Annotated in this window: 23 protein-coding genes and 1 pseudogene; 6 read left to right on the forward strand and 18 right to left on the reverse strand. The window is 71.8% G+C overall.

Annotation, left to right across the window (positions count from 1 at the left end; genetic code table 11):
* Positions 1–22: 22 nt before the first annotated feature.
* Positions 23–1,090, reverse strand: a complete 1,068-nt coding sequence (locus tag ACIBJC_RS35750) for a matrixin family metalloprotease (protein ID WP_399299970.1) — start codon at positions 1,088–1,090, stop codon at positions 23–25.
* Between the two features lie 234 nt (positions 1,091–1,324).
* Positions 1,325–1,810 (reverse strand): hypothetical protein, encoded by a 486-nt coding sequence (locus tag ACIBJC_RS35755; RefSeq protein WP_399299973.1) that lies wholly within the window; start codon positions 1,808–1,810, stop codon positions 1,325–1,327.
* Between the two features lie 26 nt (positions 1,811–1,836).
* Here ACIBJC_RS35755 and ACIBJC_RS35760 point away from each other — a divergent pair.
* Positions 1,837–1,899 (forward strand): annotated as a pseudogene (locus ACIBJC_RS35760) (hypothetical protein); the annotation flags it as partial.
* Positions 1,900–1,937: 38 nt separating this feature from the next.
* The gene (locus ACIBJC_RS35765) at positions 1,938–2,378 is read left to right on the forward strand and encodes a hypothetical protein (RefSeq protein ID WP_399300222.1); all 441 of its coding nucleotides are present in this window, start codon (positions 1,938–1,940) and stop codon (positions 2,376–2,378) included.
* A 104-nt stretch (positions 2,379–2,482) separates the two neighbouring features.
* Here ACIBJC_RS35765 and ACIBJC_RS35770 read toward each other — a convergent pair whose 3' ends face one another.
* The 4 genes from ACIBJC_RS35770 to ACIBJC_RS35785 all read right to left on the reverse strand — a co-directional run bounded on the left by ACIBJC_RS35770 (position 2,483) and on the right by ACIBJC_RS35785 (position 7,049).
* A complete protein-coding gene (locus ACIBJC_RS35770) occupies positions 2,483–3,142 on the reverse strand; it encodes an FMN-dependent NADH-azoreductase (RefSeq protein WP_399299976.1) in 660 nt (219 codons plus the stop codon).
* A 200-nt stretch (positions 3,143–3,342) separates the two neighbouring features.
* On the reverse strand, positions 3,343–5,385 hold the full coding sequence (locus ACIBJC_RS35775; protein WP_399300209.1) for a HelD family protein: 2,043 nt from the start codon (positions 5,383–5,385) through the stop codon (positions 3,343–3,345).
* Between the two features lie 124 nt (positions 5,386–5,509).
* On the reverse strand, positions 5,510–6,256 hold the full coding sequence (locus ACIBJC_RS35780) for a TetR/AcrR family transcriptional regulator (protein WP_399299979.1): 747 nt from the start codon (positions 6,254–6,256) through the stop codon (positions 5,510–5,512).
* Positions 6,240–7,049, reverse strand: coding sequence for a TetR/AcrR family transcriptional regulator (locus ACIBJC_RS35785; RefSeq protein ID WP_399299982.1), 810 nt, complete (start codon positions 7,047–7,049; stop codon positions 6,240–6,242). The genes ACIBJC_RS35780 and ACIBJC_RS35785 overlap by 17 nt, the downstream gene beginning before the upstream one ends.
* A gap of 112 nt (positions 7,050–7,161) precedes the next feature.
* Between ACIBJC_RS35785 and ACIBJC_RS35790 the strand changes: the two genes are divergently transcribed.
* The gene (locus ACIBJC_RS35790) at positions 7,162–8,154 is read left to right on the forward strand and encodes an ATP-binding cassette domain-containing protein (RefSeq protein ID WP_399299985.1); all 993 of its coding nucleotides are present in this window, start codon (positions 7,162–7,164) and stop codon (positions 8,152–8,154) included.
* Positions 8,147–8,932 (forward strand): ABC transporter permease, encoded by a 786-nt coding sequence (locus ACIBJC_RS35795; protein ID WP_399299988.1) that lies wholly within the window; start codon positions 8,147–8,149, stop codon positions 8,930–8,932. The genes ACIBJC_RS35790 and ACIBJC_RS35795 overlap by 8 nt, the downstream gene beginning before the upstream one ends.
* On the opposite strand, the gene ACIBJC_RS35800 is transcribed toward ACIBJC_RS35795, so the two are convergent.
* From ACIBJC_RS35800 to ACIBJC_RS35810, 3 genes are all read right to left on the reverse strand, one after another.
* Positions 8,913–10,064, reverse strand: coding sequence for a phosphotransferase (locus ACIBJC_RS35800; RefSeq protein WP_399299991.1), 1,152 nt, complete (start codon positions 10,062–10,064; stop codon positions 8,913–8,915). The two genes, ACIBJC_RS35795 and ACIBJC_RS35800, sit on opposite strands and share 20 nt — an antisense overlap.
* 287 nt (positions 10,065–10,351) lie before the next feature.
* The gene (locus ACIBJC_RS35805; protein ID WP_399299994.1) at positions 10,352–11,110 is read right to left on the reverse strand and encodes an HAD family hydrolase; all 759 of its coding nucleotides are present in this window, start codon (positions 11,108–11,110) and stop codon (positions 10,352–10,354) included.
* A gap of 108 nt (positions 11,111–11,218) precedes the next feature.
* Entirely contained in the window at positions 11,219–12,181 is a 963-nt protein-coding gene (locus ACIBJC_RS35810; protein ID WP_399299997.1) for a GntR family transcriptional regulator, read from the reverse strand.
* A 135-nt stretch (positions 12,182–12,316) separates the two neighbouring features.
* Between ACIBJC_RS35810 and ACIBJC_RS35815 the strand changes: the two genes are divergently transcribed.
* Positions 12,317–12,508, forward strand: a complete 192-nt coding sequence (locus tag ACIBJC_RS35815) for a hypothetical protein (protein ID WP_399299999.1) — start codon at positions 12,317–12,319, stop codon at positions 12,506–12,508.
* A 29-nt stretch (positions 12,509–12,537) separates the two neighbouring features.
* On the opposite strand, the gene ACIBJC_RS35820 is transcribed toward ACIBJC_RS35815, so the two are convergent.
* The 3 genes from ACIBJC_RS35820 to ACIBJC_RS35830 all read right to left on the reverse strand — a co-directional run bounded on the left by ACIBJC_RS35820 (position 12,538) and on the right by ACIBJC_RS35830 (position 15,531).
* On the reverse strand, positions 12,538–13,788 hold the full coding sequence (locus ACIBJC_RS35820) for a GNAT family N-acetyltransferase (RefSeq protein ID WP_399300002.1): 1,251 nt from the start codon (positions 13,786–13,788) through the stop codon (positions 12,538–12,540).
* 70 nt (positions 13,789–13,858) lie between these two features.
* Positions 13,859–14,869 (reverse strand): asparaginase, encoded by a 1,011-nt coding sequence (locus ACIBJC_RS35825; RefSeq protein WP_399300004.1) that lies wholly within the window; start codon positions 14,867–14,869, stop codon positions 13,859–13,861.
* A 59-nt stretch (positions 14,870–14,928) separates the two neighbouring features.
* Positions 14,929–15,531, reverse strand: a complete 603-nt coding sequence (locus ACIBJC_RS35830; RefSeq protein WP_399300007.1) for an ABC transporter substrate-binding protein — start codon at positions 15,529–15,531, stop codon at positions 14,929–14,931.
* 169 nt (positions 15,532–15,700) lie between these two features.
* On the opposite strand from ACIBJC_RS35830, the gene dtd reads away from it, so the two are divergent.
* Entirely contained in the window at positions 15,701–16,138 is a 438-nt protein-coding gene (gene dtd, locus ACIBJC_RS35835; protein ID WP_399300009.1) for a D-aminoacyl-tRNA deacylase, read from the forward strand.
* Positions 16,139–16,174: 36 nt separating this feature from the next.
* On the opposite strand, the gene ACIBJC_RS35840 is transcribed toward dtd, so the two are convergent.
* The 6 genes from ACIBJC_RS35840 to ACIBJC_RS35865 form a co-directional block, all read right to left on the reverse strand.
* Positions 16,175–17,155: a YgfZ/GcvT domain-containing protein gene (locus tag ACIBJC_RS35840; RefSeq protein ID WP_399300012.1), complete on the reverse strand. Its 981-nt coding sequence runs from the start codon at positions 17,153–17,155 to the stop codon at positions 16,175–16,177.
* A 34-nt stretch (positions 17,156–17,189) separates the two neighbouring features.
* Complete coding sequence (locus ACIBJC_RS35845; RefSeq protein WP_399300015.1) at positions 17,190–17,660, reverse strand: Fur family transcriptional regulator; 471 nt, start codon at positions 17,658–17,660, stop codon at positions 17,190–17,192.
* A 22-nt stretch (positions 17,661–17,682) separates the two neighbouring features.
* On the reverse strand, positions 17,683–18,255 hold the full coding sequence (locus ACIBJC_RS35850; protein WP_329824743.1) for an FABP family protein: 573 nt from the start codon (positions 18,253–18,255) through the stop codon (positions 17,683–17,685).
* Positions 18,256–18,484: 229 nt separating this feature from the next.
* Complete coding sequence (locus ACIBJC_RS35855; RefSeq protein ID WP_399300018.1) at positions 18,485–19,333, reverse strand: hypothetical protein; 849 nt, start codon at positions 19,331–19,333, stop codon at positions 18,485–18,487.
* Entirely contained in the window at positions 19,330–20,088 is a 759-nt protein-coding gene (locus ACIBJC_RS35860) for a hypothetical protein (protein WP_399300021.1), read from the reverse strand. The genes ACIBJC_RS35855 and ACIBJC_RS35860 overlap by 4 nt, the downstream gene beginning before the upstream one ends.
* Entirely contained in the window at positions 20,085–20,870 is a 786-nt protein-coding gene (locus tag ACIBJC_RS35865) for a hypothetical protein (protein ID WP_399300024.1), read from the reverse strand. The genes ACIBJC_RS35860 and ACIBJC_RS35865 overlap by 4 nt, the downstream gene beginning before the upstream one ends.
* Positions 20,871–20,960 lie beyond the last annotated feature (90 nt).

The raw sequence follows: 20,960 nt of genomic DNA on the forward strand, positions 1-20,960 counted from the left end.
GCCCAGCTCATGGACGTCCTCCTCAGTAGATGCTGCGAAGAGCAAGGACGTCTCCCTTGCCGAGGGTCCTTGCCTTCGTCGTGCATGTGAATGCGTTCGTGTACATGGTGAGGTTCTCGTGGCCCGATTTGACGTGCCCCAATCCGAAGATGTGGCCGGCCTCGTGAGTGGCAACGGAGCGGATGTCATATTTGTTGGAGCAACTGCTGGTCGGCTTGTTCGTGAAGTCGTAGTCGTGGGTGTTGAAGCGGACGTCGGCCTCGCGCAGGTCGTTCTTGACGCCCGGCATGGGCCAGGTCCACGAGCAGGTCGAAGCGACGACTCCGGACTTGAGGTCGCCTGCGTCCCAGGTGCTCAGTCCGTCTCGAGCGGTGCACTGGCCTTTGTTGTTGATGTCCGCTTCCCAGCTGGTGGGAGCCCGGTAGTTATGCTTCGCACCGACCTGGTCGGTGTAGCCGCAGTTGTTGTAGCTCTGGGTGACGTTATCGATGGCATCGTAGAACGCCCCCAAGGCGTTTGTGCGTGAAAGCCCGCCGGGCATTCCCCCGTCGCCGATCCACCACTCGTAGGAGCCGTACTCTTTGCGGTCAGCCGTTGTGTACGCGCCGTCGCTGCATGCGCCGGGGGCGGCCATGGCATCCGCATCTGCCACCTCGGTGTCTTCGGGTGCGGTAGTGTCAGTCGCGTCCGCGTCCGCGCCGTCCGGCTCCTGCGACAGGTCAGCTGCCGTATTGGCAGGGTTCGACAGAACGTCAGGGACATCGGAGCCCGTGGTGGGCAAGTCCGCGCCGGCGTCGGTCAGTTCGTAGGAGACCTTGCCGTCAGCGGCGACTTCCAGTGTGAACCCCTGTGTCTCACCGTCCGTGGTCAGTGAATCGATACTCACCGTCGTGCCAGGTTCGGGAACCGTTAACCCGGTCCCGTCGTAGGTGACGATACGACCGACTGCCCCGCAGTCGATCACGGATGAGCCGACAGGCAGCTCATCGATGCTCAGCTCTCCTTCTTCAGGAATGTTGCAGACGGTGGGCCCCGTCGCCCCCGCCGTGGTCGCTCGCGCGCTGCCGAAGCCCCCTGATACTGAGGCCACGAGCGCGAAAGCGATGAAAGATCTACCTATGAGCCGTGAATTACGCCATGCCATTCTCCACCCCCGGATACCTCCCGCTGTGCGGGACTGATCAGAACCAGGAGATAGTAGTCACCGCTTCTCCGTAAAAGCTTTCTATTTTTCAGCTTTAGGCCGGATGTGCGTTCGCATGACTGGTTCTCGACCACACAGAGTGCTCTACCGCAGCCGTGCGTAACCGGGGTTATTGCGGGCTCACTTGGTGTCGGCGTTGGGCAGGCCGGGCCGAACGCGGCGGAGGGCATCGCCCGTGCGGTCATCGGCTTCGCCGTGCGGTTCCTCACCGATGTCCTCCGGCAGCTGGAGGCCGTCGACGTGGGCCAGGCCCTCGATGCACCCCGCACCGGCCGGTGTCACGCGGGTGAACTCCACTCGGTGGAGCGGACGCCGGGCATCGTCAGTGCGCACAACCGGCCGGGTGCGCGACATCGGAGTACGCTCAGTGGTCGGCCTCCCGGCCCGGTGCGGTCCGGGCTCCAGCGGGCGGTGCGCCCGCTGGTCGTCCTGGCGTACCGAGCGCACCGCGTCGGCGTCGTCTTGTTCGGCGTAGCGGTCCGCGCGGGCGCGGGAGTCGTCGGCCGCCTTGGTGAATGCGTCCTTGAGGTGGCGCAGTCGCTCGGCAGTGAGGTCGAGGGCTTCCACGTCGGTGCGGGACTCCCGTAGGGCCCGCAGCGCCGTCATGTCGATCGCCTCCCGGGGGACTGCGCGTGACCTCTCGGCTGGACGAGACCACATACCCCACGGGAATCGAGATCGGCGCACAACACGCCGCCGCCCTGAAGATCAACACCGATGACTTCCACGGCGAGTGGAACTACACCATCCCGCCTCAGCCCGGCGTCCCGCCGGTGCCGCGGGCAGCCGCGCTCACCCCCGCACGGCCCACACCTTCGATACGGCCCTGGTCACCCACTCCGCCCTGACCGGCATCACCCGCCAGGCCCTGGACCGCCTTGTCGCCGAGCTCCGCGACATGATCGACGCGATGCCGCCGGAACAACGGCCCCGGCACCGGAAACTGGCCGTCGAGAACATCATCTGGGCCGCCGTCCTGGACCAGCGCGGCCTGCCCGCCTCGCTTCTCGCCCACCTCTTCCATATCGGCGAGAACCAGATGCGCACCCTCATCAAGCAGGCCCGCCCCCTGCTCCAACGGCACGGCCACTACAGCGAGCCACTCCCAGTCCGGCTCATGGACCCCGCCGAACTGGCCAGATACGTCATGAACGCGACGTCAGGCACGAGTTGACACGACACGCGCTACTAACTCATCGACGGGCCCGCAGCGCCCTTGAGGGGCAGGCCATTCGAGCCGTTCGGACCATTCGGGCCGTTCGGACCGTTCAAGCCGCTTCAGGCGGGCTTGAGCGCGATGGCCTCGGCGAGCGCCGTGTCGATCGCGTGCTTGCGCTGCTCGGGGCCGTAGTTGATGCCCTCGGCGCGGACGAATTCGAGGTTCCGTACGCCGAGAAAGGCGAAGAAGCTGGTGAGGTAGGTCTCCTGGTGGTCGAACGGCGCCGTCGGGGTGTCCGCCACGTACTCGCCGCCGCGCGAGGAGGCGACGATGACGCGCTTGCCGCCCGCCAGTCCCTCGGGGCCGTCCTGGGTGTAGTGGAAGGTCTTGCCGAACACGGCCAGGGCGTCGATCCACGACTTGAGCTGGCTGGGTATGCCGAAGTTGTACATCGGGGCGCCGATCACGACGACCTCGGCGGCCAGGAACTCCTCCAACGCCTCGTCGAGCCTGCTCAGTTCGCCCAGGGTGCGGGCACCCGCGTCGAGGTCGGTGCCGGACCCGGAGTCGGGGTCGGGGTCCGTGATCCGCGCCGCCGAGGCCGCCTTGAGTTTCAGGATGGCTTCCGAGTGGTGCGGCAGCGGCTCGGCGGCGACATCGCGGTACGTGACCTCAAGGCGGGGGTGCTCGTCCTTGAAGCGGGCGACGACGGCGGCCGAGATCTGACGGCTGGCCGACTCGGCGCCCGAGATGCTGGAGTCGATGTGCAGAAGCTTCATGAAGGTTGCTGCCTCGCTGGTGCGCCCGGAACACCTGGGTCCGGTTCAACTGGACATGGACGGATACCGCTGGACGACCGCATACGGATCAGGCTCTCCGCTTCCCGGCGAGAGCAACGTACAGGCCATTCCTTTCCTTTACGACAGCGGACCGAGGTGCCCGTGGGCGCTCCTGGCGGTGGATCAGTCGAACGTGAGGGTCACCCGCGGCTCTCGGGCCCCGGCCCCCACTCCCCCGGCAGCGCGCGGCTGTGCACGATGTGCAGGCGGGAGACCGCGCGGGTGAGCGCCACGTACAGGCGGTGCGACCCACGGGCCTCGGCCGCCACCACGGCCGCCGGTTCGACCAGGACGACATGGTCGTACTCCAGCCCCTTCGCCGCCGTCGCGGGCAGCACCGTCACCCTGGCAGCCGGTGCCCCGAGCTCGTCCGCCGTGACGGTGGCGATCCCGGCCGCGGCGAGAACGGTGCGGAGCCGGTCCGCCTCGGGCCCGGCCGCGATCACGCCGATCGAGCCCTCGCGGGCGAGGGCCGCGCGTACCGCGTCGGCCACCACCGCGTCCAGCCCGCCCGGCCCCTCCCCCTCCTCCGCGCGGCTGATCGTCAACTCGCCCGCGCCGCGCAGGGATACGGCAGGCGGTACGTCGACGTCCAGCGAGGCGAGCAGCCGGTTGGCGAGTTCCACGACCGCGCCGGGCACCCGGAATCCGGTGGTCAGCGAGGTCACGGACGCGTCCGGCCGGCCGAGGTGGGCGAGGAGCGGGGGCCAGGAGCGGGCCGCCCACGGGGTGGTGCCCTGTGCGAGGTCGCCCAGCACCGTCAGCGAGCCGAAGGCGGCGCGGCGGGCGATCGCGCGGCACTCCATCGGGGAGAGGTCCTGCGCCTCGTCGATGACGACATGGCCGTACCCCTCGGGGTGTTCGATCAGCCCGGCGAGTTCGTCGAGCAGCACGAGATCCGCCGCCGACCAGGGCAGTTTCCTGGCCGCCCGGGGCCCGGAGGGGACGCGGGCACCCGCGCGGCGGATCGCCCGCCGCTCCTCGGGCGTGAGGATGCCGTCCGCCGCCGCCGGATCGGCCAGCAGCCCGGCCAGCACCTCCTCGGGGCTCACCTTGGGCCACACCGCGTCCAGGTAGGCGGTGACCGCCCGCGAACCGCCCACCCGCCGCACCCACTGCGCCGACCGCGGCCCCGCCCGCCGCTCCGCCCGGAGCTGAACGGCCCGTACGGCGCGGCTGCGCACCCGGTCCCGGCCGACACCGTACGGGGGCGCCTCGGCCCGTACCTCCGCGACGATGCGCGCCAGTTCGTCCGGTTCGAGGCGCCAGTGGTACGAGCCGTCCGCCACCGTGAGCGGCGCGGGGGCCGCGTCGGGCCCCGCGACCCGTCCGTACAGCGCGCGGTGCAGTACCCCGGCCATGCGGGCGTCGTGCTTGACGACCGCCGCCGCCTCCGTGTCCCGCGTGCGTACCGGATGGCGCGCGATCTCGTCGCCGACCGTCGACTGGCGGATGCCGATCTCGCCGAGGGCGGGCAGTACTTCGGAGATGTACGAGAGGAACGTCCGGTTGGGCCCGAGGACCAGCAGCCCGCCGCGTCGCAGGCGCTGCGGGTAGGTGTAGAGGAGGTACGCGGCACGGTGCAGGCCGACGGCGGTCTTGCCGGTGCCGGGGGCGCCCTGGACGCAGAGGGAGCGGCCGAGTGCGGACCGTACGAGTTCGTCCTGCTCGGGCTGGATGGTCGCGGCGATGTCGCGCATGGGCCCGATGCGGGGGCGCTCGATCTCGCCGGTGAGGATGGCGCTCCCGGCGACAGCCCCCGCCGCGCCCGCCGTCGCCGCGTCCGGCCCCAGGGGCTCGTCCTCCAGGCCGGTCAGGTCCTCCGGTTCCCCCTTGCTCCAGGGCGCCCACCCGAATCTGCGGCGTACGGCGACCCCCTGCGGGTCGGCGGCGCTCGCGCGGTAGAAGGCGCGCGAGACGGGCGCGCGCCAGTCGACCACGAGGGGCGGGGCGGCGGGGTGTTCGGAGATCCGGCGGCGGCCGATGTGGTAGCTCTGCCCGGCGTGGTCACCGGCCGCCGGGCCGCCGCCGAAGTCGAGGCGGCCGAAGAACAGCGGGCTGTCGGGCTCCTGCCGCAACTCCTTGGCGTAGCTGCGCAGATGGCGGCCGAGGACCTCGGCGTCGGCGCCGGAGGCGAAGGCGTTCTCGCCGGTGACGATCTGTTCGTGCGCGTCGTCCACCATGCCGGTCAGCGCGGCGCGGCAGGTCCGGTGGTAGGTCCGTTCCTCGTCGAGTGCTTCGGATGCGGTCACTCCACCAAGAATAGCGTGACCGAGGAAAAAACGTTACCGAGTCAAAAATGCCTGGTCACCAGAGGGCGAGCCCGCTGCGCAGCCGCTCGAAGGCCAGCTCCGCCGCGGCGACCGCGTCGGGGTACACCGCCCCGGCCGGCTCGCCCGCCGCGATCCGCCGCCAGTTCTCCTGCGCGAGGACGCGCTGCACGGCGATGATCTGCGCGGCGCCGAGCGCCCCCTCGACCCCGCTCCCGAGGGCCGCGGCCAGTGCCTCCTCGGAGCGCCGCTGGTACCCGTACAACCGGGCCACCAGGCTCGGCGTCCCGTACAGCAGCCGGTGGTACGCGAGCACGCCCTCGGCGTCGTTGAGGCCGGTCACCGGGTCGCGCCGGTCGAGCCCCGCCAGGAAGTGCAGCCGCAGGGCGTCCAGCGGCCGTACGCCGTCGGGCCGGCCGGAGACGACACGGGCGGCCTCGTCCTCGTGGTCGGCGAAGCGGTGCAGCACCAGGTCTTCCTTGGCCGGGAAGTACCGGAAGAGGGTGGGCTTGGAGATCTCGACCGCGGCGGCGACCTCGGCGACCGGGACACGGTCGAAGCCCTTCGCGAGGAAGAGCGTGATCGCGGCCTCCGAGATCTCCTGGTAGCGGCGCAGCCTCTTCCGCTCCCGCAGGCCGAGATCGGAGGGGAGGCCGGGGTGGAGGCCGGGGTGGAGGCCGGGGTGGGGGGCGGAGTGAGGGGCGGGGTCGAGGACCTCGTTGTCGTCGTCGCCGTTCATGACGGAGAAGCCTACGGGTGCGGCGCGCTCACCTCCGCCACTCACCCGCGCTCCTCCCCCCTCCCCCTGCCGCCTGCCGCCCGATCAGCGTCTCCACCCCGTCCAGGAGGCAGTCGAGGCCGAAGGTGAAGTCGGCGTCCGGCCCCTCCTCCCCCTCCAGGCCGCCTTCGGCCAGCAGCCGGGCGACCGACGGGTAGCGGGCCGGGTCGGCCAGTCGGCGCAGGGTGCGTCCGTAGCCCTCCATCACCTCCTGGGCCGATGCGCCGCTCGCCCCGACCGCCGCGTCCAGGTCCGCCGTCAGCATCGCCTCGTTCCGTACGAAGCCGCTGACCAGCAGGATCACCGCGATCCTGGTCCGGTCGTCCAGGCCCGTACCGTCCAGCGCCACCATCCCCCGCTCCCACCACGCCACCATGTGGGGCGTGCTGGGCGGGCCCGAGATCGGCAGGCGCAGCGACCACAGGTTGCGGTGGAACGCCTCCCGCTGCCCCCAGGCCCACCACGCCAGTGCCTCGCGCCAGCCGAGCGCCGGGTCGGGCGGCGGGGGCGGCGCGCCGATCGCCTCCTCCAGCATGAGGATGTACAGCTCGTCCTTGGCGGCGACGTACCGGTACAGGGACATGGTGGAGACGCCGAGTTCCTTGGCGACCCGCCCCATCGAGACCGCGCCCAGCCCCTCCGCCGCCGCGAGGGCGACCGCCGCGCCGACGATGCGCTCCAGGGTGAGGCCGGGGCGCGGCCCCTTGGACGGGCGGTCGCGCAGCCCCCACGCCGCCTCGATGCTGGCGGGAAGCCCGGTGCCGGCCCCCCCGGCCGTGCCGTCCGCGTTGCCCGTCATCGCCGTACCCCTCTTCGTTCGCTCCCCGCCGCTTGACGCCCATCCTAGTAATGCGTAACCCTTACACAGTAACGCGTATGTCATACGCAGAAGCAGTCGAGGGGGAGCACCCGTGCGTACAGATACGGCCATCGAGGCCACCGGCCTCGAAAAGTCCTACCCGGGCAGGGGAACGGGGAAGGAGAAGGGAAGGACGGCGCACCGCGTCCTGCGCGGCATCGACCTCCGCGTCGAGCGCGGCACCGTCTTCGCCCTCCTCGGGCCCAACGGCGCCGGCAAGACCACCGCCGTCCGGATTCTCACCACCCTCACCACCCCGGACCGGGGCGCCGCCCGCGTCGCCGGGTACGACGTCGTCGCCGACCGGCGGCGCGTACGCGGCGCCATCAGCCTGACCGGGCAGTTCGCCGCCGTGGACGAGAAGCAGACCGGCGAGGAGAACCTCCGCATGATGGCCCGCCTCGGCGGGCTCTCCCGGGCCGCCGCCCAGCGCCGCGCCGCCGAACTCCTCGACCGGTTCGGCCTCGCCGACTCCGGCCACCGCCTCGCCGCCACGTACTCCGGCGGTATGCGGCGCAGGCTCGACCTCGCCGCGGGGCTGGTCGGCGCCCCCGAGGTGGTCTTCCTGGACGAGCCGACGACCGGCCTCGACCCGCGCAGCCGCCAGGAGTTGTGGCAGGTCGTACGGGACCTCGCCGCGCGGGGCACCACCGTCTTCCTCACCACCCAGTACCTGGAGGAGGCCGACCGGCTCGCGCACCGTATCGCCGTCATGGACCAGGGCGTGATCGCCGCCGAGGGCACCGTGGACGAGCTGAAGCGCCTGGTCTCGGGCCACCGGCTCGACCTCGTCCTCGCCGGCCCCGACGCCTATCTGCGCCTCGCGGGCCGCGCCGTGCACCGCGCCCCCGACTCGCTCACCCTCGGCCTGCCCACCGACGGCACCGCCGCGCACGTACGCGCCCTGCTGGACGAGATCGACCCCGACGGTACGGAGGTGGCGCGCTTCGCCGTCCACAGCGCCACCCTCGACGACGTCTTCCTCTCCCTCACCCGCTCCACCCCCGACACCGGACCCAACGCCCAGGAGCCCGCCCATGTCTGACGCGCTCGCACCCCGCGCCCTCGCCCCCCGGGCCCTGACCCACTCCGCCGCCATGGCCGGGCGCGGCATCCGCCTCAGCCGGCGCAACACCGACGCCGTCATCACCTCGATGATGCTGCCGGTCATGATGATGCTGGTCTTCGTCTACTTCTTCGGCGGCGCCATCAACACCGGTACGGAGTACGTCACGTACGTCGTCCCCGGCGTCCTGATCCTCTGCGCCGGCTTCGGCTCGGCCGGCACCGCCGTGAGCGTCAGCGATGACATGAAGGGCGGCATCATCGACCGCTTCCGCTCCCTCGACGTGGGCGGCGCGCCGATCCTCGCCGGACATGTCACGGCGAGCGTCGCCCGTAACCTCGTCTCGACCGCGCTCGTCCTCGTCGTCGCCCTGCTGATCGGCTTCCGCCCCGAGGCGGGGCCGGCCGCCACGCTGGCCGCCGCGGGCATCCTGCTCGCCTACATCACGGCGATGTCCTGGCTCTCGGCGGCGGTGGGGCTGCTCGCCAAGTCCCCCGAGGCGGCCTCCGGGTTCACCTTCTTCGTCCTCTTCCTGCCCTATCCGAGCAGCGCCTTCGTCCCCATCGAGACGATGCCGTCATGGCTGCACGGCTTCGCCGACCACCAGCCGGTCACCCCGGTGATCGAGTCGCTGCGCGGACTGCTGCTGGGGCTGCCGGTGGGCACGGCGCCGTGGATCGCGCTGGCCTGGAGCGCCGGGATCCTGGCCGTCGCGCTGGGGCTGTCGGGCGTGCTATTCAGGGCCCGGACCTCGTGAGGGCGGTTTCCTCCGCCTCGCCGCCGCCCCCGCCCTCGCCCCCGTGCGTCGTACGGAACCAGTTCCGGTAGGCGGTCACCACCTGCCGCATCGACGGCGCCGCCGCGTCCGCCCCGTACACCTCCCGCTCCGCCGCCGCCAGTACGCGCTGGATCCGCCACGCGGCCCGGGGCAGCACCCGCCAGTTCGACTCCGCGTCGGGGCCGAGGAGCAGCGCCGTACGGATCACGTCGGTGAAGACGGACTGCACCCGCTTGTACGCGAGGAGCAGCGGCAGGTCCTCCTCCCAGCCGTACGCGCTGCCGGGCCGCGCCTCCTCCACCGCCGTCACCCACAACTCCTTGACCCGGGCCTCCTCCTGTTTCGGGTAGCCCATCAGATGGAGGTGGGTCGCCAGGTCGTAGAGGGGGTCGCCGATCATGGCGAGTTCCCAGTCGATGACCCAGAGGTCGCCGTCCCGGTCGACGATCAGGTTCTTCCGGTGCAGATCGCAGTGGAGGAGCGCGAAGGGGCGGGTGCGCAGCTCGGCGGTGCGCTTCCGCAGCCGTACCAGGGCGTCGGCGCCGACGCCGAGTTCCGCGAAGAGGGTCCGGTACGGCTCGCCGTGGTCCCGGTGGACCTGTTCCTCGGTGAACCGGATCAGCCGGTCGAGGAACGCCGCCGAGTCGCCCTCGGCCGTCCAGTCGTCCGGGGCGCAGATCCGGGTGACCTCAGGCTCCGCCAGCTCCTTCGGGTCGATCGACACCAACTGGCCGAAGAATCGGCCGAGTTGGTCGGCGTGGCGTCGGGAGAGACTCCGGCCGGCGCCCTGGAGCCCCGGCACCTGGCGGGCGTCGAGGGTCCGGCCCTCGATGAAGCCCTGGAGATAGACGCCGCCGTCGACCCTGACGATCTCCGGGATACGGTCCACCCGGCCTTGGAGCGCGGTGAGCAGCAGATCCTCGGAGGCGAAGCAGCGCCGGTCGAACCAGAGCAGCCCGGGGCGGGGCGCGCGCAGCTTGGCGCGCTCGAAACGGGCGCTCAGCTCGTGGGCGGCGGGCAGCGGGAAGGCGTACGTCTCGTGGTGGTAGCCGTTGAGGGGGCCGGTGACCCCCTGGCCGTCACGGCTCAGCTCGCCCGCTCGCCTGCGCATGTCGGATCCGGTGCCGGATGCCGTGCCGGATCGGGTGCCGGATCCGGTGCCGGACGCCGTGCCGGATCCGGTGCCGGATGCCCGGCCGACTGTCATTGCCTTGTGCACTGTGCCGTATGCCCTCGGTGCCGGTGGTGCCTCTGATGTACGCGGTGTGCGTGCGGTGTGTGGAGCCGTTGTGCGGAAGCTACCTCTCCGGCGGCCTTCATGAGGGGAAGTTGGCGCCATCTTCACCGACTCGGATCAGCGGTTCCTGTTCACCCGTACCCCGGATCGGCCGGAAACGGTCAGAGTTGGCCGACATGGCGGACTTGTCCGGCCAACTCCGTCAGGTTGTCAGGAAGTTCGTCCACGACCACCCGCGCCCCCGCTCCGTACAGCACGGCGCTCTTCGTCTCCCTGGTCGCATACCCGAGGAAACGGACACCGAGCCGCTCCGCCGCGCGGAGGTCGGCCTCCGCGTCACCGATCATCACCGCCTCGGCCGCCGTCGCGCCCGTCCATTTGAGCGCCCGTTCCAGGCAGTCCGGATGTGGCTTGAGCAGCCTCGGGTCGTGCCGGCGTCCGTAGACGTGCCCGCCGAAGTGGCGGGTGAGGCCGGTCCGTTCGAGGTAGCGCCTCACCGCCCTCGGCGAGTTGTTGGTGGTGATCGCGAGGGCGACCCCTGCGCCGTCCAGCGCCCGTATCAGCTCCGCCGCGTTCCTGGTCGGTACGGCCGACTCCGCCGCCCGTATCTCCTCCTCCGTCAGCCACGCCTCCAGCTCGGCCACCCGCGCGCCGCCCGGGGCCAACTCCCCCACCGCGCGCAGAACGGCCTGCGGGTCGGTGACCGGGACGCCGTCCGCCGTCCCCACGGTGCGGGCGATCTCCTCGGGGAGCGCCGCGAGCAGGCGGGCGGCCACGTCCGGCGCCGGGTGGTTGCGGAAGAGCGCGCAGACGGGACCGTCGAAGTCGAAGAGCACGCATCGCACGGAGACCGCGTCCAGTACGCCGAGCCGGGCCGGCCCCTCGGCGGCGCGGCAGTCGGCCGCGTACGAGTCGGTCACGTCGCTCCGTCCATCGGGGCGGAGGCCGGGCACCTCAGCGCCTCCGGGTCACATCTTGCCCCGAACCACACCCGTACGACACGGTGCCGCCGGTAACTCCCGCGCCCGTCACCCCAGCGCGAGGTCCGTCGCGATCGTCTCCCAGAGCGCGTCGAACCACGCCTGCGACTCCGTCACGAAGGCGTGGTCGCGCTGCGCCCGCAGCTCCCCCGGCCCGAACGAGAACAGCGGCGACCGGTCCCCCAGCGCGTCGTACATCTCGACGGACGTCCGGTGGATCTCCGTCTCGCGCACGGTGACCTTGTAGTACGCGAACAGCGCCTCGTCGCCGTTGAGCACGTACAGCTTCACCGGCGGCGTGAACGGCAGCGCCTTGAACCGCACATCGACGTCGATACCCGCCGAGCGCATCCCCATCAGATGGTCGCTCAGGACCGTGCCGTGCGCGTTGCGCTGCTGGAGCCAGCGCTGGTGGACGAGGTCGCTCTCCTCCGGATGCGTGTCGGTCGTGGAGACGGAGCGCGGGAACGCCAGCTCGATGTCGCGGTTCGGCAGCAGCACCCGGACCGTCACGGTGGCGGGCAGCGCGCCCCCGCCCGGCGCGGCGGCCCCCGCCGGCAGGGCGGCGCGGTCCCGGATGCGCAGGCGCTGCTCCCCGAGGGCCGCGCTCAGCGACTCGGCCGTCAGGCAGAGGGCGTCTATCCGTACGTGGTCGGCCTCGAACGCCGCCATGATGCGCGGGCGCAGCGCGACCATGGTCTCCTGCGGCCCCTCGTCACCGCCCGCCGGCGCTGCCCGCCGGGCGGCGGCCCGTCCGGCGGCGGCGCGGTCGGCGATACGGGGCGGCGCGCCCCGGGTGACCTCCGTGAGCAGGCCGTCCTCCTGGAGGCGCCGCAGGGCCTGGCGGACCACCCCGCGCTGCACGCCGAACTCGGCCACCAGGTTCTTCTGCGTGGGGAGGGCCTGGCCCGCCACGAGGTCACCCGAGGCGATACGGGCGCGCAGGGCCTCCGCCACATCCTCCGGGGTGGGCTTTCCCGCGCTGTTCGCAGCAGCGTGTTCTGAGGTCACGACAGTACGTTACAACTTCCTGCCATCTCGCGGCAGTTGTAACGGAGAACTTGTTTACGGATCGCGACTTGGCGGGACAACTTCATTAGTTGGTGTCGAGTTGGCAGCCAACTTTGCCGTAAAGGAGTGACCGCCATGCCTGTGTCCGCGCTCCTCACCTCCGCACTCGGCATCGGGCTCGACCAGCTCGTGCACTGGCGCCTCGGTACCGCCGGAACCGTCGCGCTCCTCCTGCTCACCCTCGGCGTCAAGGCCAGGAACGCCACCTGCGCGGGGATCGGCGCCGCCGTCCTGGCCCTCCTCGTCACCCGGCTCGGCCACGGCTGACAGCCCGCTCGGAAGACATGCAGACGACGTCAGAAGACATCCGGGCACCACGGCCGCCGCGGCGTACGGAACAGCGCCTCCGCCACCGCCGCGGCCCCCGGCCGCTCCTCCGCCACCGTCCCCAGCGCGGCGAGCCGCAGCGCCGACTCGTCCCCCAGGTACAGCGCGCCCAGCTCCCGTACGTCCAGGGCCAGATCGGCCGACTCCGCCGTCGGCGTACAGCTCGCGCCCTCCGGCGACACGTCCAGCCGGAAACGGCCGCCCGCCAGGCCCGCCGCGTCATGGATCTCCAGCACCAGCGTGCCCGGGACGGCGTACGTACGCGCCTCCAGGGCCCGTACGACATCGAGGATCCGCACCCACAGGAAGTCCGCCTGCGTGACGATCCTGGCCGCGCGCGGGTCCGGCAGGAAGTACGGCAGCAGGTCGTCCGGCGCGCGGTGGCCCGTCCTGACCGTCGTGACCCAGTCGATCGAGCAGACGAACCGCCACAACGCGCGCTCCGCCGCCGGGGTCAGCGCGATCAGGTCCCGTACGGAGACGGTGTTCAGCGGCTGCTTGGTGTCGCCCCAGAGCCCGTCGGACGCGTACACGGCCAGCCCCTCCACCTCGCCCGACGCCGAGCGGTACACGGCGTAGTACGGCTCCGTCCACGGGAGCCCGTTGGACGTCTGCCCGGTGGAGGCGCCCCACCAGCGCTCGTCCCGGTCGACCGCGCCCGGCTGCCGCGCCCGGAAGCGCTCGTGCAGCTCGGGGCCGAGCTTCCGTACGTCCGAGGCGTCGACCAGGTCGATCCGGCCGCCGCCGTCCGCCGCGGTGGGGCCGGCCCAGCGCGGGTCGAGCCCCGAGCGCGCCACGTCGACGGCCCACTCGGTGACCGAGGCGGCGGGCCCGAAGCCGTACCGGCCGTAGATCGGGTACTCGGCGGCGATCAGCGTGGCGACGGTGTCCCCGCGCTCCTTCGCCCGCGCCAGATCGGTGCTCATCATCCGGGAGAGCAGCCCGCGCCTGCGGTGGGTGGGCGAGACGGTGACGTTGGAGACCGCGTCGGCGCGCAGCACCGCGCCGCCGGTCACCGTCAGCTCCTGGGCGAAGGAACGGAAGGTCGCGACGCACCGCCCGTTCTCGAACGCGCCCTGGGTACGGTCGAGATCGGCCCGCGCGAGCCGCCACTCCACCGTCTCGTCCGTATCGGTCGGCGTCCGCAGGAAGCCGGTGTTCAGGGCGCGGTTCCAGTCGGCGAACCCGGCCTCGGTAACGGTACGGACCTCGATACTCATGGTCCGCACGCTAGGCGCAGCCGCGCCGCCGCCGCATCCGTATTTTCCGGCCGGGCCCTTCGAGCCCGGCTCAGAACGCCGCCCGTACCGCCCCGACCTCCGCGCCCCCGCCCAGCAGCGGCGCCCGGCCGATCCGGCCCAGCACCTCCGCCTCCACGCCCAGGAGCTGGAGCGCCCGCGCCAGCACCGGGCCCAGCGCCCGGGTCCCGCCGTCGTCGATCTTGAAGGCGAGCGCGCGGCCGTCCGCCAGCGCCACCGCCTGGACCGCCTCCGCGCCCATCTTGGAGAGCGTCCCCGGCACCTCCCGCATCAGCCAGGTGTCGGAGCGGCGCGTGCCCGCCACGTACTCGGGGTGCGCGCGCATCGCCTCCGCGACCCGCCCCTCGGCCGTCGCCGGCGCCGCGAGGACGAAGTGCCGGAAGGCGCGGGCGAGTCCGGTGAGGCTGAGGGCCATCAGCGGGGCGCCGCAGCCGTCCGTACCGACCGTGGGGACGTGTTCCCCTGCCGCCTCCTCGACCACCGCCAGCACGAGCCGCTGCAAGGGGTGGTCGGGGTCGAGATAGCTCTCCGTGGGCCAGCCGTTCAGCGCGCAGGCGGCGAGCATCGCCGTGTGCTTGCCCGAGCAGTTCATCACGATCCGCTCGCGCACCCCGCCCCCGGCGAGGTACGACTCCGCCTCCACCGGATCGAGCGGCAGGTCCGGCGGGGTCTGGAGGTCGTCGGGGCGCAGGCCGTACTCGGCGAGCATCGTCCGTACGAGATCGAGGTGGAAGCCCTCGCCCGAGTGGCTCGCGGCGGCCAGCGCCAGCCGCTCCCCGGAGAGTTCGAGACCGGCCCGCAGCACGGCCGCCGCCTGCATCGGCTTGTTGCTGGAACGCGGGAAGACGGGCGCCTCCGGGTCGCCCAGCTCCAGTTCGACCGTACCGTCCGCCGCGAGCAGCACCATCGAGCCGCGGTGCCGTCCCTCCACGAAGCCGGACCGTACGACCTCGGCGAGCACGGGCGAGTCCGCTCCCGTACCGGTACGGGAGGTGCCGACACCGACCGCGGTGGACGTGCTGCTGGGCGTGCTGGAGGTCATCCTCGGCCTTCCGGAGGGGGCAGGACGGACCCCGCCCGCGCGAACGGACTGCCCGCCCCCTACATGAGCAGGTCGTCCACTTGAGCTTCGCCTTCACGGTACCTGCGCGCGATCTCCGCGCTGCAATCGTCCGCCGTCCGCTGAAGCTGGTGACGGCGGCGCGAGAGCTGCCGCTCGTTGCGGACCAGCCGCCCCATCGCCGCGTGCAACTCCTCGTCCGTACGCGCCTCCAGGTCCGACAGCTCCACCTCCGCCAGCGTCTCCGCGGCCAGCGCCCGGTACTCCGGGCTGCGCGGTGTGGAGAGCGTGACGTGCCGGGCGGAGCTGCGGTGGCGCGACGGGGCGTCCGTGAGGATCTCGGAGAGCCGGTCGAGCAGCGGGGTCTCCGGGGCCGTACGGCGCGCCAACTCGGCCCGCAGGATGTCGATACGGCCCTGGAGGAGCCGCCGCAGATAGCTGAGGTCCCCCTCGTCGCGGTGCGAGTCCCGGCGCAGCGCGCGCAGTTCGGGCAGCCGCAGGACGCCGAAGTCGTACGGCCGGGGCGCGGGCAGCGCCCCCTCACCGCCGGCCACGGGTCCCCCACTGCCGACCCCGCTGGTCGTCCGGGTCGCCGGTACGGTACCGGGCGGCTGCCCGGCGCCGGATGTGCTCGATGTGCTCATCGCGCGTACTTCCCCTCACTCCGCTGGGGGAGACCCCGTCCCGCACACCGCTGGGAACCCCCATCCCTCGACGGGTGCCTGCCGCGCACCGCCTCCGTGCATCGTGCCACTCCTGCCGCCGGGTATGGGGGCGCTCTGCACCCGTTCGGCCCCCGATAGATTGGTCCGTATGCGAGCAGTGGTGCAGAGAGTCGACGGCGCGAGCGTCGTCGCCGTGACCGGGGACGGGACGGAAACCGTCGGCGAGATCGTCGGCGAAGGGCTGTGTGTGCTGGTGGGAGTCACCCACGAGGACACGGTGGAGCAGGCGCGGAGGCTCGCCGACAAGCTCTGGTCGATACGGATGCTGGAGGGCGAGAAGTCCTGTTCGGAGGCGAACGCCCCGCTCCTGGTGATTTCGCAGTTCACTCTCTACGGGGACGCCCGGAAGGGCCGCCGCCCCACCTGGAACGCCGCAGCGCCGGGTCCGGTGGCCGAACCGCTGGTCGACGCGGTGGTGGCGCGGCTGCGCGAGGTGGGGGCGAAGGTGGAGACGGGCCGGTTCGGAGCGGAGATGCGTGTCTCGCTCACGAACCACGGCCCGTTCACGGTGCTGCTGGACTTCTGACCCGTCCGGGGCGTGGCCGCGGGGGGGCTCCCGGCCCTACGGCTCGACCACGACCTCCTGCGCCGCCGCCGTGTCCCCCGCGAGCAGCGGCGCGTCCACCGGCACATTGCGCTTGACCAGCGCCAGCGCGATCGGCCCCAGCTCGTGGTGGCGGGCCGAGGTGGTGATGAAGCCGAGCTGACGCCCCTCGGGGCCGTCCGCCGCGAGCCGCACCGGCGTGCCGTGCCCCGGCAGGTGGACATCACTGCCGTCGAGGTGCAGGAAGACCAGCCGGCGCGGCGGCTTCCCCAGGTTCTGGACGCGCGCCACGGTCTCCTGGCCCCGGTAGCACCCCTTGTCGAGATGGACGGCGCCGCCGATCCACCCCAGCTCGTGCGGGATGGTCCGGTGGTCGGTCTCGAAGCCCAGCCGCGGCCGGTGGCCCTCGACGCGCAGCGCCTCGTACGCCAGGATCCCGGCCGCCGGGCCGTGCTGCTCCGCGTACGCGGTCAGCTCGGCGCGCGGCAGGAAGAGATCACGGCCGTGCGGGGTCTCCCGTACGACGGCCCCCTCCGGCGCCGCGGCGATGGAGCCCGCCGGGAGGTGGACGAGCGCGTAGTCGTCCGTACGGTCGGCGACCTCGACCCGGTAGAAGAACTTCATGGATTCGAGATAGCCGACCAGGGCCTCCTGGGTCCCCGGCTCGACATGCGCCCAGACCGTCTCGCCGTCGTCCACGAGATACAGCGCGTGCTCGACATGCCCGTTCGCGGACAGGATCAGCGCCTCGGTCGCCCGGCCCACGGGCAGCGCCGTGACGTGCTGGGTGATCAGCAGGTGCAGCCAGCTCAGCCGGTCGTCCCCGGTGACGGTGACGACGCCGCGGTGCGAGAGGTCGACGAAGCCGCTGCCGTCGGCGAGGGCGCGCTGCTCACGGAACAGATCGCCGTAGTGCGCGGCGACACCTTCGTCCTGGCCTTCGGCCGCGACGGCTCCGGGCAGGGCGAGGAGAGGGCTGGTGGTCGCATGTCGCTGCATAGTCATGAAGCCTACGACTTGGCCGCGCCCACGGTTATTCCCCGGGCGCGTATTCCCCGGGCGCGGCCGAGGTGGCGGTGGCGGTCGCGGTGGCCGTGCACTCCTGGCAGCGTCCGAAGATCGCGAAGTGCTTCATGTCCGTCGTGAAGCCGAAGTCGCGGCGCAGCTTCGCGGTGAACTCGGCCGCGACCTCGGTGTCCGCCTCGATCACCCGCGTACAGTCCCGGCACACCAGGTGTATGTGGTGGTGCCGGTCGGCCAGGTGGTACGTCGGAGCGCCGTGCCCGAGGTGGGCGTGCGAGACGAGGCCCAGCTCCTCCAGCAGCTCCAGGGTCCGGTAGACCGTGGAGATGTTCACCCCGGAGGCGGTCCTGCGCACCTCGCAGAGGATGTCGTCGGGCGTCGCGTGTTCGAGGGTGTCGACGGCTTCGAGGACAAGCTGACGCTGTGGGGTCAGCCGGTAGCCGCGCTGCCGCAGATCGCTCTTCCAGTCGGTGCTCACCACGCCCCCAGTGTAGGCAGGCGGACTACTTGAAGAAGGCGATGCCGTCGTCCGGGAGGTCACCGAGGTCCTTGGCCCACTCCGCGACCTGCTCGGGGCTCACGGTCTTCTTCAGGTGCGCCGACATGTACGGGCGCAGCGGCACGTCCGGCGTCGACTTCTCGCCCACCCACATCAGGTCGCTCTTGACGTACCCGTAGAGCCGCTTGCCCCCGCTGTAGGGCCCGGAGGCGGCCGTACGGGCCACCGCGTCGGTCACCAGGTCGATCTGCGGCTTCTGGTCCGCCAGCTCGCCGTACCAGACCTCGACGACGCCCTGGTCCCGCACCATGACGACCTCGACCTTGCGGTCCTTGTCGATGCGCCAGAACCCGGACTCGGACTCGATCGGCCGGATCTTCCTGCCCTCGGCGTCGAGCGCCCAGGTGTGCGACACGTACTCGATGAAGTCCCGGCCGTCGTGGCTGAAGGAGACCTCCTGGCCGAAGTTGGCCTTCTCCTCACCGGGGAAGTCGAAGACGCCGACGCCTTCCCAGTCACCGAGCAGGAAGACGAGCGGGACGAGGTCCGGGTGCAGGTCGGACGGGATCTCGATCATCAGCGCTGGCCCTGGTACAGCTTCTTCACGGCCAGACCGGTGAAGGCGAGCACGCCGACACAGACAAGGATCAGCAGGGAAGTGAAGAAAGCCTCAAGCACGGGGTGCTCCTCGGATGAACGGTATGACGCGATACGGCCGGGCCCCAGCCTAGACGGTGGGGTCCCGGCCCTCTCGTCGAGGTGCGCCGACGGACGTACGACGCCCGCCGGTCACTTGCTCGCCGGGCTCAGCCGAGGAGCTGGCCCTGGAGCACCACGGTCTGGTGGAAGGGAACGGCTGGGGTGCCGCCCTTCTTCTCGTGGACGATCAGCCCGATGGTGTCCCCCGCCGCGACATACGCGTGCCGGGCCTGCGTCGGGCCGTACGGCTCGGGCTCCGCGTAGACGTCCGTACTGACGAACATCTCGGAGCCGGGCGGCGGCTCCGGCCAGGACCGGTCCGGCTCCGCGCCGGGTGCGGCGGCCACCGTCTCGCCCACACCGCTCCCGAGCACCGCGCCGAGCTTGAAGCCGGCCGCGAGACCGGACGACGGGAACCGCAGCAGGTAGACCCGGGAGACCGTGCCGTCCGGCATGGTCCAGCCCCGGGCGGCGATGTGCCGTACGGCGAAGTCGTCCAGCAGCGTCGTGAGGTCGCCGCGCTGTCCGGCGGCGTACTCGGACAGATATCGCTCCGTGCTCACCCAGCCACCGGTCAGCTCCTTGTCGGGGGTGGCACCCGCAGGGGCCCGGAGCAGCAGCGCCCGGAGATCGGCGTGGTGGATCTCTCCGGCGTTCTCCGGGTTGAAGGGACGCGGAGTGCCGACCGGCAGGGCGGGCAGCGAGAGCTCCGGGTAGTCCCAGCGCCCGTCGCCGCGCGTCGAGAGCCCGGGGAGGTCGGTGCGCTCCATGCCGCTGAGGCCGTACGCCACACCGGTGCCGAGCCCGGCGCACACGGCCCCGGCGACGACCCAGCGGGCGACCGCGCGCAGCACGCGGCGCGGCGGACGCCGGGCGGCGGACGGGGAGGCCGGTGCCGGGACGGGCGCCGCCGGGGCGGATGCGTCCGCGGTCGGGGACACTGCCTGCTCGCTCACACGGACCTCCCCGAGGAGGCGAGGTGGTCGAGCTGGCCCTTCACCAGTTCGGCGAGCGTGGACTTGTTCACCGGCTTCATGCCCTGCACGAGCACGGCGACGGCGATCTCGCCCTCGTACGCCACGCAACTCACCGCCTCGACGCCGTCGACTTCGCTCCCCGGCTCCACGAAGCACGAGGAGTGCTCCCTGCCCTCGATCACCGGCCCCTTACGGGCTCCGGGCCGCTGGGACTTCACCGCGTACCAGCGGCGTGCGGCTTCGGCGTCCTTGAGTGCGACAAGGGACACATCGGCGACGAAATACGCTCCGCTCAACCTGTACGAGCGGAGCGCGAGCCCCTCGATCCCCATCTCGTCGATCTCCTTGTACACCTCTTGGCGCGCGGCGCCGGGGTATTCGACACCGGCGCCCTTCATCATCTTGATCGCCTGTCCGGCGGACAGCTCGGTGTCGTTGCCGTACTCCCCGATATCGGGTCCGAGCTGATAGCCCGGCGGCACCGGCAGGAGTTTCCTGGTCAGCTCGGTGTCGGCGCGGCCTCTGCCGATGGGCCCGGCCGGGTCCTTCGCCGGCTTGCCGCGGGTCTCCGCCCACACCGTGGTGGGAGCGCTCCGGTCCGCCCCGTCGACGGTGGTCCTGACGAATGCGAACCCCCCGACCACGGCGCCACCGACGAGGAGAGCGGGCAGCACGGTCCCGAAGAACCGTCGCGCGCGGGGCCGGGGGACCACAGACGTGCGGTCGTCGTTCACAAGCGCTCCAACTGGCGCTCGATCAGCATCCGGATGTCCTTCTTGGCGATCGGCACCGTGTCCCACAATGTGATCTTGATGAGGACATCACCCCGGTAGGCGGAGGCGTACGCCCGGAACGGAGGCGCACCGTCCGCGCCACTGGTCTCGTAGACGTAGTAGCGGGCCTTGGCCGTGCCCTTGACGGGATCGCCATCGCCGGAGCTCGTGAGCATGGCCGCGGGCAGCGTGGCCAGCTCGGCGGGTCCCTGCGCGTTGGCGCTCGGGTGGTACTGGACGAGGATGACGCTCCCCTGGCGCTCGCCGCTCTCCTGCCAGGCGGTACCGGCGACCCGGCGCATCTCCGCCCCGAGCGCCGAGGAGTACCCGTAGACGCCGTCGTCGAAGTAGTAGGCGTAGGACCTGAGCGGCACCCAGCCGTTGTCGAGCCAGTCCGGTGCGGTCTCCCGCGCCCCGGCCGGCCTGTCGATCAGCAGCTCACGCAGATCGCCGTCCGTCCTGACCTGGTTGTCCTCCTCGGCGGAGAGCGGCTTCGCCTGCTCCCCCGCGGGCAGCGTCTTCGCCGGGTACGCGAGCCCCGGCTGGGCGAGCGTCGGCAGGGGCGTCGGCGGGCGGTCGGCCTGGATCGCGTACCCCGTGGCCGTGCCGCCGACGATGCCGAGCACCGCGGCCACGGCGATCAGCAGCGCCGTACGGCCGCGTCTTCGCGCCGGTAATACCGGCGGAGGCGGCGGCTGCGTCTGCGCGGCGCCCGTCCGCTCCGGAGTGGGCTGAGCTTCCAAAAGAGTCCCCCCACGAGACATGAAGCGCGGGTTCCGTTACCCGCGCACAGATCTGACCCGCCAGGGCACAGGGGGGTTGTAGGGCGGCGG

The organism is Streptomyces sp. NPDC050509, from assembly GCF_044457965.1.
Taxonomy (GTDB): Bacteria; Actinomycetota; Actinomycetes; order Streptomycetales; family Streptomycetaceae; genus Streptomyces.